11 protein-coding genes and 2 tRNA genes are annotated in these 11,903 nt (G+C 60.9%); 8 read left to right on the top strand and 5 right to left on the bottom strand.

The window, feature by feature from the left end:
- Positions 1 to 21 precede the first annotated feature (21 nt).
- Both ACZ5WQ_RS04085 and uvrB read right to left on the bottom strand, forming a co-directional pair.
- Positions 22 to 98: transfer RNA gene (locus ACZ5WQ_RS04085), tRNA-Val, on the bottom strand.
- A 165-nt stretch (positions 99 to 263) separates the two neighbouring features.
- Positions 264 to 2,309 (bottom strand): excinuclease ABC subunit UvrB, encoded by a 2,046-nt coding sequence (gene uvrB / locus ACZ5WQ_RS04080; protein WP_233049866.1) that lies wholly within the window; start codon positions 2,307 to 2,309, stop codon positions 264 to 266.
- 286 nt (positions 2,310 to 2,595) lie between these two features.
- Here uvrB and ACZ5WQ_RS04075 point away from each other — a divergent pair, with 286 nt between their 5' ends.
- Positions 2,596 to 3,798 (top strand): amino acid aminotransferase, encoded by a 1,203-nt coding sequence (locus tag ACZ5WQ_RS04075; RefSeq protein WP_269687540.1) that lies wholly within the window; start codon positions 2,596 to 2,598, stop codon positions 3,796 to 3,798.
- 76 nt (positions 3,799 to 3,874) lie between these two features.
- Positions 3,875 to 3,950, top strand: a tRNA-Asn gene (locus ACZ5WQ_RS04070).
- 48 nt (positions 3,951 to 3,998) lie between these two features.
- Here ACZ5WQ_RS04070 and ACZ5WQ_RS04065 read toward each other — a convergent pair.
- Together ACZ5WQ_RS04065 and ACZ5WQ_RS04060 are read right to left on the bottom strand one after the other, a co-directional pair.
- Positions 3,999 to 4,598, bottom strand: coding sequence for an FMN-dependent NADH-azoreductase (locus ACZ5WQ_RS04065; protein ID WP_233049535.1), 600 nt, complete (start codon positions 4,596 to 4,598; stop codon positions 3,999 to 4,001).
- A 103-nt stretch (positions 4,599 to 4,701) separates the two neighbouring features.
- Positions 4,702 to 5,022 (bottom strand): 3-phosphoglycerate kinase, encoded by a 321-nt coding sequence (locus tag ACZ5WQ_RS04060; RefSeq protein ID WP_233049534.1) that lies wholly within the window; start codon positions 5,020 to 5,022, stop codon positions 4,702 to 4,704.
- Between the two features lie 99 nt (positions 5,023 to 5,121).
- Here ACZ5WQ_RS04060 and ACZ5WQ_RS04055 point away from each other — a divergent pair, with 99 nt between their 5' ends.
- From ACZ5WQ_RS04055 to ACZ5WQ_RS04045, 3 genes are all read left to right on the top strand, one after another.
- Positions 5,122 to 6,012, top strand: coding sequence for a LysR family transcriptional regulator (locus ACZ5WQ_RS04055; protein WP_088275083.1), 891 nt, complete (start codon positions 5,122 to 5,124; stop codon positions 6,010 to 6,012).
- Between the two features lie 67 nt (positions 6,013 to 6,079).
- Positions 6,080 to 6,919, top strand: a complete 840-nt coding sequence (locus tag ACZ5WQ_RS04050) for an alpha/beta fold hydrolase (RefSeq protein ID WP_233049533.1) — start codon at positions 6,080 to 6,082, stop codon at positions 6,917 to 6,919.
- Between the two features lie 15 nt (positions 6,920 to 6,934).
- Positions 6,935 to 7,501 (top strand): peptidylprolyl isomerase, encoded by a 567-nt coding sequence (locus tag ACZ5WQ_RS04045; protein WP_228246492.1) that lies wholly within the window; start codon positions 6,935 to 6,937, stop codon positions 7,499 to 7,501.
- A 5-nt stretch (positions 7,502 to 7,506) separates the two neighbouring features.
- Here the strand turns inward: ACZ5WQ_RS04045 and ACZ5WQ_RS04040 are convergent, their stop codons facing one another.
- Positions 7,507 to 8,631 carry a GNAT family N-acetyltransferase gene (locus ACZ5WQ_RS04040; RefSeq protein WP_464383183.1) on the bottom strand — a complete coding sequence of 375 codons (1,125 nt, stop codon included), beginning with the start codon at positions 8,629 to 8,631 and terminating at the stop codon, positions 7,507 to 7,509.
- Positions 8,632 to 8,763: 132 nt separating this feature from the next.
- Here ACZ5WQ_RS04040 and ada point away from each other — a divergent pair, with 132 nt between their 5' ends.
- The 3 genes from ada (at position 8,764) to ACZ5WQ_RS04025 (ending at position 11,795) form a co-directional block, all read left to right on the top strand.
- On the top strand, positions 8,764 to 9,831 hold the full coding sequence (gene ada / locus ACZ5WQ_RS04035; RefSeq protein WP_464383182.1) for a bifunctional DNA-binding transcriptional regulator/O6-methylguanine-DNA methyltransferase Ada: 1,068 nt from the start codon (positions 8,764 to 8,766) through the stop codon (positions 9,829 to 9,831).
- Entirely contained in the window at positions 9,824 to 10,735 is a 912-nt protein-coding gene (locus tag ACZ5WQ_RS04030; protein WP_464383181.1) for a DNA-3-methyladenine glycosylase 2, read from the top strand. The genes ada and ACZ5WQ_RS04030 overlap by 8 nt, the downstream gene beginning before the upstream one ends.
- Before the next feature lie 154 nt (positions 10,736 to 10,889).
- Positions 10,890 to 11,795, top strand: a complete 906-nt coding sequence (locus tag ACZ5WQ_RS04025) for a YihY/virulence factor BrkB family protein (protein WP_233049528.1) — start codon at positions 10,890 to 10,892, stop codon at positions 11,793 to 11,795.
- Positions 11,796 to 11,903: the final 108 nt, after the last annotated feature.

The raw sequence follows: 11,903 nt of genomic DNA, 5'->3' as shown, positions 1-11,903 counted from the left end.
ACAGGGACCGGGTTTCTAATTTGGTAGGCACGATTGGATTCGAACCAACGACCCCCACCATGTCAAGGTGGTGCTCTAACCAACTGAGCTACGTGCCTGCGATGGAGGCGAACTTTACGCACCTCCCTTAACCCTGTCAACCACTAAGTTACTGAAAACCTGAAAAAAGCTTGAATCGCCAGCAGGGCGATCAACAAACAACCAGCACCTGATTATTCTTTATCCAAAACGCTCAAATAACGAGCAAAACCCCTGAATCCGATTCAGATCTGCATCAGTTGATCGCGCAATTTCTGGATCTGGTCACGCAACTGGGCAGCCGACTCGAATTCCAGATCACGCGCGTGCTGGAACATTTTTTCTTCCAGCTCGCCGATACGCTTGGTGATTTCGCCCGGTGTGCGCGGCGCAGAATATCCCGCCCCCTCTTCTGCCACCTTCTGCTGACGACGACGGCCACTGCGACTGCCAGGCACCACTGCACCCTCAAGAATATCCGCCACGCTCTTGGTAACGCCCCGCGGGGTGATGCCATGCTCCTTGTTGAAGTTGATCTGCTTCTCGCGGCGGCGTTCAGTTTCACCGATTGCGCGCTCCATCGACCCGGTAATACGGTCGGCGTAGAGTATCGCCTTGCCGTTCAGGTTGCGCGCCGCGCGGCCGATGGTCTGGATCAGCGATCGCTCGGAACGCAGAAAGCCCTCTTTATCTGCATCCAGAATGGCAACCAGTGACACCTCCGGCATGTCCAACCCCTCACGCAGCAGGTTGATGCCCACCAGCACATCGAAGGCCCCGGTACGCAGGTCACGGATAATCTCGACCCGCTCCACCGTATCAATGTCCGAATGCAGATAGCGCACCCGCACACCGTGATCGCCCAGATAGTCCGTCAGATCCTCGGCCATGCGCTTGGTCAGCGTGGTGACCAGCACCCGCTCCTCTTTATCCACCCGCAAGCGTATCTCGGACAATAAATCGTCGACCTGTGTGGTCGCCGAGCGTACTTCAATCAGCGGGTCAACCAGACCGGTTGGCCGCACCACCTGCTCGACCACCCGCCCGGCATGGGCCTCTTCATAGGGGCCGGGTGTAGCCGAAACAAAGATCGTTTGCGGCGATATCGCCTCCCACTCATCAAAGCGCATCGGGCGGTTATCCAATGCCGACGGCAGACGGAAGCCATACTCGACCAGGGTCTCCTTGCGCGAACGGTCACCCTTGTACATCGCACCGACCTGCGGTACCGACACATGGGATTCGTCGATGATCAGCAGCGCGTTCTGCGGCAGATAATCAAACAGCGTTGGCGGCGGCGCACCCGGCTCGCGACCGGACAGGTAGCGCGAGTAGTTCTCGATGCCATTGCAGTAACCCAGCTCCAGAATCATCTCCAGATCAAAGCGGGTACGCTGCTCCAGCCGCTGCATTTCAACCAGTTTGTTCTGCTCCTTCAGTACCGCGAGACGCGCATCCAGCTCCACCTTGATATGTTCCACAGCCTCAAGCAATGTCTCACGAGGCGTTACATAATGGCTTTTAGGATAAACAGTTACGCGCGGAACCTTACGCAAAACCTCACCTGTTAGCGGGTCGAAGAAACTGATCGTCTCGACCTCATCATCGAACAGTTCGATACGAATGGCCTCGAGGTCAGATTCCGCCGGAAAGATGTCGATCACATCACCGCGCACACGGTAAGTCGCCCGGGCCAGCTCCATGTCGTTGCGGGTGTACTGCAGCTCGGCCAGCCTGCGCAGCAAGGTCCGCTGATCCACCTGATCGCCGCGATCAACATGCAGCACCATCCGCAGGTAGGATTCGGGATCACCCAGGCCGTAAATAGCCGACACCGTCGCCACGATGATGGCATCCGGGCGCTCCATCAGCGCCTTGGTCGCCGACAGCCGCATCTGCTCTATGTGATCATTGATCGAGGCATCCTTCTCGATATAGGTATCGGAGGACGGCACATAGGCTTCAGGCTGGTAGTAATCGTAATAGGAAACGAAGTACTCGACCGCGTTGTGCGGAAAGAACTCCTTGAACTCGCCATACAACTGCGCAGCGAGGGTCTTGTTCGGAGCCATGATGATAGCCGGCCGCTGCATCTGCTGAATGACATTGGCAATGGTAAAGGTCTTGCCGGAGCCGGTCACACCCAACAGGGTCTGGTGCGACAGCCCTGCCTCGAGGCCCTCGACCAGCTGAGCGATCGCTGTCGGCTGATCGCCGGCGGGCTGAAAGCGGGTTTGCAGATTGAACTCAGACACGGTCGACGATCTCCCACTATTACGACAATCGCACATCATACCCGACACAACCCCAACGCGTCCGTCACTGCCTCGCAGTGACGCTATCAGCAAAGCTGTCGTCTGCCTTGAGAGCGCATTCGCGGCAAAAAGACGCGCAACGCGAAGGGAACCCGATTGGAGTTATCTGATCAGTTCCTTATAATGAACGGCCGCTAAGATGGCACTGACAGAACCCTGATGGCGGGGCAAAGCAACCCACCCTCGTCAATCCGCAACTTCAGTGCAGTCCCCTGGCATAGCCCGACACCCTACATTCACCTGTATCGAGTTTGCCCATATCATGAGTTTGTTTTCCCCGGTAGAACTGGCCCCGCGTGATCCTATCCTTGGCTTGAACGAAGCGTTCAACGCCGATACCCGTGCGAACAAAGTCAATCTGGGTGTTGGGGTATACAGTGACGAGTCAGGCAAGGTACCGCTGCTGCGCGCAGTACAGGCCGCCGAAGAAGCCCGCGTTGCCGAACATGCCGCCCGCGCCTACCTGCCGATTGACGGCCTGGCACCCTACGATCAGGCGGTGCAAAAGCTGCTGTTCGGCGCTGACTCCGCCCTGCTCTCCTCCGGCCGCATCATTACTGCACAGGCGCTCGGCGGCACCGGCGCCCTGAAACTGGGTGCTGACTTCCTTTATCGCCTGACCGGCAAGCGAACCGTCGCCATCAGCAATCCGAGCTGGGAAAACCATCGCGCGCTGTTCGAAGCCGCTGGTTACGATGTCGTCGACTACACCTACTTCGACCCGGCAACCAACGGTCTGAACCTGAGCGGCATGCTGGCGGATCTGGAAGCGCTGGCCGAAGGCACCGTGGTTATTCTGCACGCCTGCTGCCACAACCCGACCGGTGTCGATCTGAGCCTGGCTGACTGGGCCAAGGTCATCGACGTTGTTGGCCGCCGCCAACTTGTCCCCTTCCTCGACATCGCCTACCAGGGATTCGGCGAGAATCTCGAAGACGACGCGGTTGCCGTGCGCCTGTTTGCCGAGTCCGGTCTGCCATTCCTGGTTGCCAGCTCCTTCTCCAAATCCTTCTCGCTGTATGGCGAGCGCGTTGGCGCCCTGACCATGGTCACCGCCAGCAAGGAAGAAACTGCACCGGTGCTGTCGCAGCTCAAGCGCGTTATCCGCACCAACTACTCCAACCCGCCGACCCACGGTGCCAAGGTAGTTGCAGCAGTGCTCACCAACCCTGAGCTGTATGCCCTGTGGGAAGAAGAACTGGCCGAGATGCGTGACCGTATCCGCGACATGCGCGCAGCCCTGGTTCAGAAGCTGCAGGAAGCCGGCGTCGAACAGGACGTCAGCTTCATTCAGCGCCAGCGTGGCATGTTCTCCTTCTCCGGCCTGAGCAAGGAGCAGGTGGCACGCCTGGCAGACGAGTTCGGCATCTACGCTGTTGGCAGCGGCCGCATCTGTGTCGCGGCGCTGAATAACAGCAACATCGACGCCGTTGCCCAGGCAATGGCTGCGGTCATGAAGGCGTGAGTTTCACGCCTGATTGATCAATTGGCTTCAAGGCGTTGACTTCCATCATTTTTTTGGTAAAGTGCGCAGCGTCCATTCCGCGATAGCTCAGTCGGTAGAGCAAATGACTGTTAATCATTGGGTCCCTGGTTCGAGTCCAGGTCGCGGAGCCAAATTAAAAAACCCGGCTGATTGCCGGGTTTTTTATTGCCTGCGTTTTATCAGGCGATGGCAGCCAAAGCCTGATCCGCTTCAGCGCGGCCCTTGGCAGCCTCTTCCTCGCCCAACGCCTGACCTTCAACGTTGACGAATTCCACATCCTGAATGCCGATAAAGCCCAGCAACTGACGAATGTAGGGCTCCTGGAAGTCGATCGGCGTACCGGCATAGCGGCCACCACGGGCGGTCACCACATAGACCTTGCGATCACCTGCCAGACCTACAGGTCCATTTTCGGTGTACTTGAAGGTGCGCCCGGCCAGCAAAACGTGGTCGAACCAGCTTTTCAAGGTAGAGGTAATGCCGAAGTTGTACATGGAAGAGCCAATCACGACGATATCGCTGGCAAGCAACTCATCGATCAACTGTCCCGACCGGGCAGCGGCCGCCCGCTCCTCCTCAGTCTGTTCCTCGGCTGGCTTCATCCAGCCGCCAAGCAGGGTGCCGTCAAGGTGGGGGATCGGCTCAGCGCCCAAGTCACGGGTCACCACCCAGGAACCGGGGTTGGCCGCTTCAATCTGGCGCACCAGCTGCGCAGTGTATTCGCGGGTCAGCGACCCTTCCTGACGGGCACTGGATTGCACTACAAGGATCTTTTTCATGGCTCGACTCCATCTTTCGGTAAAGGATGGCGCCATGATAGAACCAATAAAAAGATAAAAAAGCGCAAAAATGCGCTAATACCAATCGGCTAAATTGATATATTCAGTTTACACTGCAGCGCACATCGACCCTGACGCGAGTGATAGCCCGCTGGAAAGACTGACTGACCACCGTGCTCTCCCCTGCGGCCAGTCGCACCCGGCGCGGCGCGGGCCGTTCCGGGCCGTTGACGAACGTCGCCTCGCACAGAGCCGTGTTAGCCCCGGCATTACGCAGCGTCACTGTTGCGATATTACTGATGTCCGTGGTCCGGGTTTCGATGGTTACCCCATCGAGATGCGCTTCCAGATCGATTGGAAAGGCCTGGGCAGCTGCGGGCAGTAACAGGCAGGTCAGTGCGCTGGCGGAGACGAGAGAACGCATCGAAAACTCCTTGCGGCAATACAGATGCACGACGCGTGCAAGCGTCGGGCGTGCCCCGAAACGGACACGCTCGAATACGATACGGCAGAGGATGGCAAGATGAAAGCACCACGTGTAACCCTCGAACAATGGCGCACCCTGCAGGCGGTCATCGACCACGGCGGCTTTGCCCAGGCAGCAGAGGCGCTGCACCGCTCACAGTCCTCGGTCAGCTACACGGTAGCGCGCATGCAGGAACAACTGGGCGTGCCGCTGCTGACCATTGAGGGCCGCAAGGCGGTGCTGACCGAGGCCGGCACGGTGCTGCTCAGGCGCTCCCGCCAGTTGCTGTCACAGGCCAGTCAGCTGGAAATGCTGGCCACCGAGATGGAGCTGGGCTGGGAGCCGGAAGTGCGTCTGGTAGTCGATGCCGCCTACCCTACCGAGCGGCTGGCCAGTGCCCTGCGCGCGTTCATGCCCCAAAGCCGTGGCTGCCGGGTGCAACTGCGCGAGGAGGTGCTCTCCGGCGTGGAAGATTGCCTGCTTGATGGCTCCGCCGACCTGGCCATTTCCGGGCTCAGCATCGCCGGCTTCCTGCCGCAACAGCTCAACTCGGTCGACTTCGTCGCGGTTGCCCACCCCGAGCATCCGCTGCACCAATTGCAGCGCAGCCTGACCCATGACGATCTGCAAGGCCACCTGCAGATCGTTATCCGCGACTCGGGGCAGCACAAGCCCAGGGATTCCGGCTGGCTTGGCGCCGAGCAACGCTGGACGGTAGCCAGTCTGGGCACCGCCGCCCGTATGGTCGCCAGCGGCCTGGGCTTTGCCTGGCTGCCCTGCCACGAGATACGCCACCTGATCAACGACGGCAAACTGAAAGCCTTGCCGCTGGAGAAAGGCGCCAACCGCTCGGTACCACTGTTCCTGTACGCCAACAAGGACCGCCCGGTCGGCCCGGCCACGCGCATTCTTGCCGACCTGATCATTGAACATTCGATGACAGACTGATGCAGCACTTCAATTGGCAGGACGTCCATGCATAGAATGCCATCTCTATTCGTCAGGGACGCCGTCCATGCCACAGATCCGACTGAACGACTGTGAATTCCATTACACCGACCAGGGCTCGGGCCAGCCGGTACTCTTGCTGCACGGTCTTGGTTCCAGCGAGCAGGACTGGGAATACCAGATACCCGCGCTCAGCGCCCATTACCGCGTGCTATGCCTGGATATGCGTGGCCACGGCGGCACCGACAAAACCGGCAAGGGCTACTCGATAGCCCAGTTCGCCCGGGACTGTCTGGCCTTCATCGAGGCAATGGGGCTGGAAAAGCCGCACATCGTCGGCCTGTCGATGGGCGGCATGATCGCCTTTCAACTCGCCACGGACGCTCCTGAGGTGCCGGCCAGTCTGACCATCGTCAATAGCGCACCCGAGGTCATCCCCCGTCGCCCGGCGGAACTCTGGATGGCCGGCAAGCGCCTGTTTTTCGCCCACGTATTACCGATGTCGACCATCGCCAAGGGGCTCTCTCGCCTGCTGTTCCCCAAGCCTGAGCAGGTGAACCATCGGCAAACATTCATCCAGCGCTGGACCGCCAACCATCGACGCAGCTATCTGGCGTCACTGCGGGCGATTGTCGGCTGGGGCGTCAGTAACCAGCTGGACCGTATCAGTTGCCCGGTGCTGGTCGTCAGCGCCGATCAGGATTACACCCCGGTTGAACTCAAGCGCGAATACGTCAGTCGCATGGGCGACGCCAGGCTTGAGGTGATTGCCGATTCACGGCACGCTACCCCGGTTGACCAACCCGACGCTTTCAACACGCTGTTGCTGAATTTCCTGAGCCAGGTCGACAGCAGCCGCGTAACAACAACGACAGAGCCTGCCCAGGCAGGCCTTTCCACCCTCTGACCACGGAGTCAAACCATGCTCAAACACCTGATTGGTGCCACTACCCTGCTGCTGCTCAGCAGCACCGCGCTGGCCGAAAACCCGCGTGTGCAACTGACCACCAACCTCGGCGACATCGTTGTCGAGCTGAACGAGGAGCAGGCACCCATCAGCGCCGCCAACTTCCTGCGTTATGTCGAAGCAGGCCACTACGACGGCGTGATTTTCCACCGAGTGATCCCGGGCTTCATGATTCAGACCGGCGGCTTCGACAGCAACATGCGTCAGCGTGAAACCGGCAACCCGATCAAGAACGAAGCCGACAACGGCCTGCGCAATCTGCGCTACACCCTAGCCATGGCCCGCACCGGCGTAGTCGACAGCGCCACCAGCCAGTTCTTCATCAATCTGGATAACAACGATTTCCTCGACCACGGCTCACGCGACTTCGGCTATGCCGTGTTCGGCAAGGTCGTCAGCGGTGAACAGGTTGTTGAAACCATCGGCAAGGTACCCACCACCAGCCGCAGCGGGCACCAGAACGTCCCGGTCAACCCGGTCACCATCATCAGCGCCACCCGCCTGGAAGACGGCGCCGAGTAAGCTCGCTACTCAGCTGCCTGCCGGAATGGCAGGTAGCTGATTGCCTCCTGCTGATAGGCTTTCACTCCCGCGCGCTCGCGCAGCAAAAAATCCGCTACCGCCCCATGCAGGCCCGGCTGCAGCTTGTGCCATGACTGTGTCAACACCGGCTCAAAGCCGCGCACCAGCTTGTGCTCACCCTGCGCCCCGGCATCAAACCGCTTTAGCCCTTCAGCAATACAGCGCTCCATACCCTGATAGAAACAGGTCTCAAAGTGCAGGCGGTCAAACTCCTCAAGGCAGCCCCAGTAACGCCCATACAGGGTGTCGCCACCGACGAGAAACAACGCGCCGGCGACTGGCCGCTCACCCTGCATGGCAAACAGCAGGCGAACGCTGGCCTGGCAGTAACGGTTCAACAAGATAAAAAACTCAGCCGGCAGATAGGGCTCCTGTCCGCGCTTGTAATAGGTCGCCGCGTAAAACGGGTAGAACTGCCGCCAGACCGCCTCATCCAATTGTTCGCCGGCCAGCCAGCGGAACTCGATACCCTGATCGCGAATCGCCTGCCGCTCCTTGCGAAAGTTCTTGCGCTTGCGCGAGTTGCAGGCAGCCAGAAAGTCGTCGAAGCACTGGTAGTCGCGGTTGTACCAGTGAAACTGGCACCCCAGGCGCTGCAGCCAGCCATGCTCCTGCAACAGATCGTTCTCGCTGCCAAGATTGAACAGCAGATGCAGGCTGGACACCTCACCGGCCTGCAACTCGGCATCCAGCCCGCCAAGCAGCGCACCGGCCGCCGCCGGATCCCGCGCAATCAAACGCGGCCCCTGCACCGGTGAAAACGGCGCCGCACTGAGGTATTTCGGGTAATAGCGCTGCCCCGCCCGTTCCCAGGCTTCGGCCCACTGCCAGTCGAACACGTACTCACCCCAGGAGTGGCTTTTGCGATACAGCGGCATCAGTGCCAGCAGCTCACCGTCCTGCTCGACCACCCGGTGTGCAGGCTCCCAGCCAGAGGCCGCGCATACCGCTCCGCTGTCTTCCAGCGCGCGCAGAAAGCCGTGGCACAGAAACGGGTAGTCCGCCGCGAGCAGAGCGTCCCAGCTGGCAGCATCAACATCATTGATCGAACGTAAGCGTTTCGGCACCATGGAGCAAAACCCATCCGGCAAATGACACAGCAGCCGATGATGACCGGCTGCCGATTCGGTAGCAAGATACCGGATGCAGCCCCGATCTGCCGCAGGCAACATCGATAGCAGACACCTCGGCGAGACACGGCAATGATCCATACACCTCCAGACAGTCTGACCCGGCAGCGCCTGCAGCAAATCCAGGCCCGAGATGCCGCCGCAGATGGCAGCTTTATCTACGCTGTGATCACCACGGGCGTGTATTGCCGCCCAAGCTGTCCATCCCGTCACGCACGCGCCGAAAACCTGCGTTTCTTCGACAACACAACCGAGGCCCGTGCCGCAGGCTTTCGCCCCTGCCTGCGCTGCAAACCGGATGACGACCCACATGCCGAACGGCAGGCGCGCATTACCCGCCTCTGCCGCCTGATTGAGCAGGCCGAGCAGGCGCCAACCTTGCAGCACCTGGCCGAAGCAGCCGGGCTGAGTCGCTGGCACCTGCAACGTGAATTCCGCAGAGAAACCGGCGTGACGCCCAAAGAGTATGCCCGCGCCGTGCGGCAAAAACGTCTGCTGCAACGGCTTGCCGACGCCCCAACAGCGACAGATGCCGCTTTCGCTGCGGGGTTTGGCTCGACCAGCCACTTCTACACTGAAGCCCCCGGTGAACTCGGTATGCCTGCGGCGGATTATCGTCGGGGCGGCTGCAAGCAGCAGATCGGTTTTGCCATCGGCCCCTGCCCGCTCGGCCGCGTGCTGGTCGCCCGCAGCGCACAGGGCATCTGCTCGATCCTGCTGGGCGATGATGACACCCTGCTGGAAGCCGATCTGCGAGCACGCTTTCCGAAAGCCCAGTGCACGCCCGATAAGGGCCTTGGCGACCAGCTGGGCGCCGTGGTCGCGCTGATCGAGTCACCACACCAGGCGCAGCAGCTGCCGCTGGACATTCGCGGCACCGCCTTTCAACGTCGCGTCTGGCAGGCGCTGCAAGCCATCCCGCCCGGCCAGACCCGAAGCTACTCCGAGCTGGCCGAGGCCATGGGCTCGCCCAGCGCCGCAAGGGCGGTAGCCGGCGCCTGCGCTGCCAACCCGCTGGCTATCGTCGTGCCCTGCCACCGTATTGTCCGCAGCGACGGCAGCCTGTCTGGTTATCGCTGGGGCGTAGAACGCAAACGTGCGCTCCTGCAACGCGAGGCGCAGGGCCCAAAGGATGACTGAACCCGGTACCGCACTGCGCCTCACCCTGCCCGCCGGCTATCGTCATGCCGATGTGCAGCGCTTCTACGCCCGTGACCGCGAGCAGGTCTCGGAACGCACAACAGGCCAGCGCATCGAAAAGGCCCTGCACTGGCAAGGCCACCCCACCCTGCTGCAACTGGATTTCAGCGAACCCGGCAGCGTGCTGGCCCAGCTGTCGATTGCAGAACCCGACACCACTGCGCTCCTGCATTACCTGCGCAACCTGCTCGGCCTGAATCAGGATATCGACGGCCTGCGCATTGCCCACGGCGCGCACCCCGAGATCGCCCGACTGCTCAGGCAAACACCCGGCCTGCGCATGCCGCAGAGCGCCAGCCCGTTTGAAGCCGCCTGCTGGGCGGTCATCGGCCAGATGATCAGCGTCGATGCCGCCATCTCCGTACGCCGCCGCGTTATTCGCGCACTGGGTACGCCACTGGCCAACGGCATGCATTGCCACCCCCAACCCGACGCACTGCTGGGCGCGACACCAGACGACCTTCGCAGCTGCGGCCTGTCCGCCAGCAAAGCCGCCACCCTGATACGCCTGGCCAAGGCAGTAGAAAGCAACCAGTTGCCATTGGACACCTGGGCCGCCACCACCCCGTCACCCGCCGCAGCTATTGCCGAAGGCCTCGCCAGCATCAAAGGCATCGGCCCCTGGACCCAGAGCTATATCCTGCTGCGCGGCTACGGCGTACTCGACGGCTCCATGCACGGCGACGTCGTCGTGCGCAAACGACTCGGCGCACTGCTCAACCTGCCCGAAGCACCGGACCAAGCCTTTACCCAACAATGGCTCACCCAGTTCGGCTCCTGGAAAGCCCTGGTCGCCGCCCACCTCTGGGCCATGCCAGCCGACACCCAAGCCAAAGACTACTAACAGCGATAGTGCTGGCTGTGCAAAGTCGGCATCCTGGCCCCCTGCCGCTGGCCCCAATCCGCCGCGCATGTCTACAATGCCCCTGACCCACACAACAACAGCGACATAAGGCTTTCTCGACAATGGCTTTCGGTTCCCACGGCAGTAGCGCCCTATGATCAGACACTGGTTCGATATTTTCCGCTCCGCGGTGCAGAACTGGCTGGAAAGCCAGGCCTTTATCTATGCCGCGGCTCTGGCGTTTTTCACGGTGTTTTCCATTGCGCCGGTGCTGGTGGTGGTCGTGGCGCTGGTGGGGTTTGTGTTGGGTGAGCGCGCGGTAGAGGGGCAGCTATTTGCGCAGCTTGAGGGCACTATCGGGCCTGAGGCGGCGGGGGTAATTCAAACGGCGGTGGCCAATTCGCAGATAGATCAGAGCGGCATCTGGCCGGCGTTGATTGGCATTCTGGCGACCATCGTTGGTGCAACCACGGTGTTCGGCAAGATGCAGCAGTCGCTGAACCAGATCTGGGGCGTGGCACCGCGCCCGTCGCGTAACAACCTTTGGCTGTTGATCAAAAGTCGCCTGCTGTCGCTGACCCTGATTCTGGCTATCGGTTTTATTCTGCTGGTGTCGCTGACGCTGTCTGTCGCCTTCAGTGCAGTAATGGCCTTTGCCGACAGCTGGCTGCCCGTTCCGGCACCGGCCATGGTGGCGATGGAGTTTTGCCTGTCTCTGGCGTTGACCACGCTGCTGTTTGCGGCGATGTTCAAGATTCTGCCGGATGTGCTGCTGTCGTGGCGTGATGTGCTGGTAGGCGCCTTTATTACAGCAGTACTGTTCGCCGCCGGCCGCTCCCTGATTGCACTCTATCTGGCCTACTCGGCTACCGCGTCGGCCTATGGCGCTGCCGGCTCGCTGGCCCTGCTGCTGCTCTGGGTGAACTATTCCTCGATGATCCTGCTGTTTGGTGCCGCCTTTACCCGCGCGCACCTGGAAGGCCGTGGTCTGGAAGTGCGGCCCAAGCGCACGGCGGTGCGCGTGCAGCGCGAGTTGATAGCCAAGGCGCCGCAGGACTGACCCCGTTGCGGCCAGTTCGGCTGCCGCACACAGGTATTTAGCAAGCGACGGCTGCCGAATCACGCGGGCTTATGCAGCCGGCGCAATCCCCCATCCTGCACGCAACTC

The organism is Halopseudomonas sp. T1L2, from assembly GCF_055397385.1.
The sequence above is the reverse complement of the archived record's forward strand: the minus strand, read 5'-3'. Positions and strand labels throughout refer to the sequence as shown.

What these genes read in the sequence shown, in the direction of transcription:
- uvrB (WP_233049866.1), bottom strand. Translation starts at nt 2,309, where the DNA reads ATGTGCGATTGTCGTAATAGTGGGAGATCGTCGACCGTGTCTGAGTTC.
- ACZ5WQ_RS04075 (WP_269687540.1), top strand. Translation starts at nt 2,596, where the DNA reads ATGAGTTTGTTTTCCCCGGTAGAACTGGCCCCGCGTGATCCTATCCTT.
- ACZ5WQ_RS04065 (WP_233049535.1), bottom strand. Translation starts at nt 4,598, where the DNA reads ATGAAAAAGATCCTTGTAGTGCAATCCAGTGCCCGTCAGGAAGGGTCG.
- ACZ5WQ_RS04060 (WP_233049534.1), bottom strand. Translation starts at nt 5,022, where the DNA reads ATGCGTTCTCTCGTCTCCGCCAGCGCACTGACCTGCCTGTTACTGCCC.
- ACZ5WQ_RS04055 (WP_088275083.1), top strand. Translation starts at nt 5,122, where the DNA reads ATGAAAGCACCACGTGTAACCCTCGAACAATGGCGCACCCTGCAGGCG.
- ACZ5WQ_RS04050 (WP_233049533.1), top strand. Translation starts at nt 6,080, where the DNA reads ATGCCACAGATCCGACTGAACGACTGTGAATTCCATTACACCGACCAG.
- ACZ5WQ_RS04045 (WP_228246492.1), top strand. Translation starts at nt 6,935, where the DNA reads ATGCTCAAACACCTGATTGGTGCCACTACCCTGCTGCTGCTCAGCAGC.
- ACZ5WQ_RS04040 (WP_464383183.1), bottom strand. Translation starts at nt 8,631, where the DNA reads ATGGTGCCGAAACGCTTACGTTCGATCAATGATGTTGATGCTGCCAGC.
- ada (WP_464383182.1), top strand. Translation starts at nt 8,764, where the DNA reads ATGATCCATACACCTCCAGACAGTCTGACCCGGCAGCGCCTGCAGCAA.
- ACZ5WQ_RS04030 (WP_464383181.1), top strand. Translation starts at nt 9,824, where the DNA reads ATGACTGAACCCGGTACCGCACTGCGCCTCACCCTGCCCGCCGGCTAT.
- ACZ5WQ_RS04025 (WP_233049528.1), top strand. Translation starts at nt 10,890, where the DNA reads ATGATCAGACACTGGTTCGATATTTTCCGCTCCGCGGTGCAGAACTGG.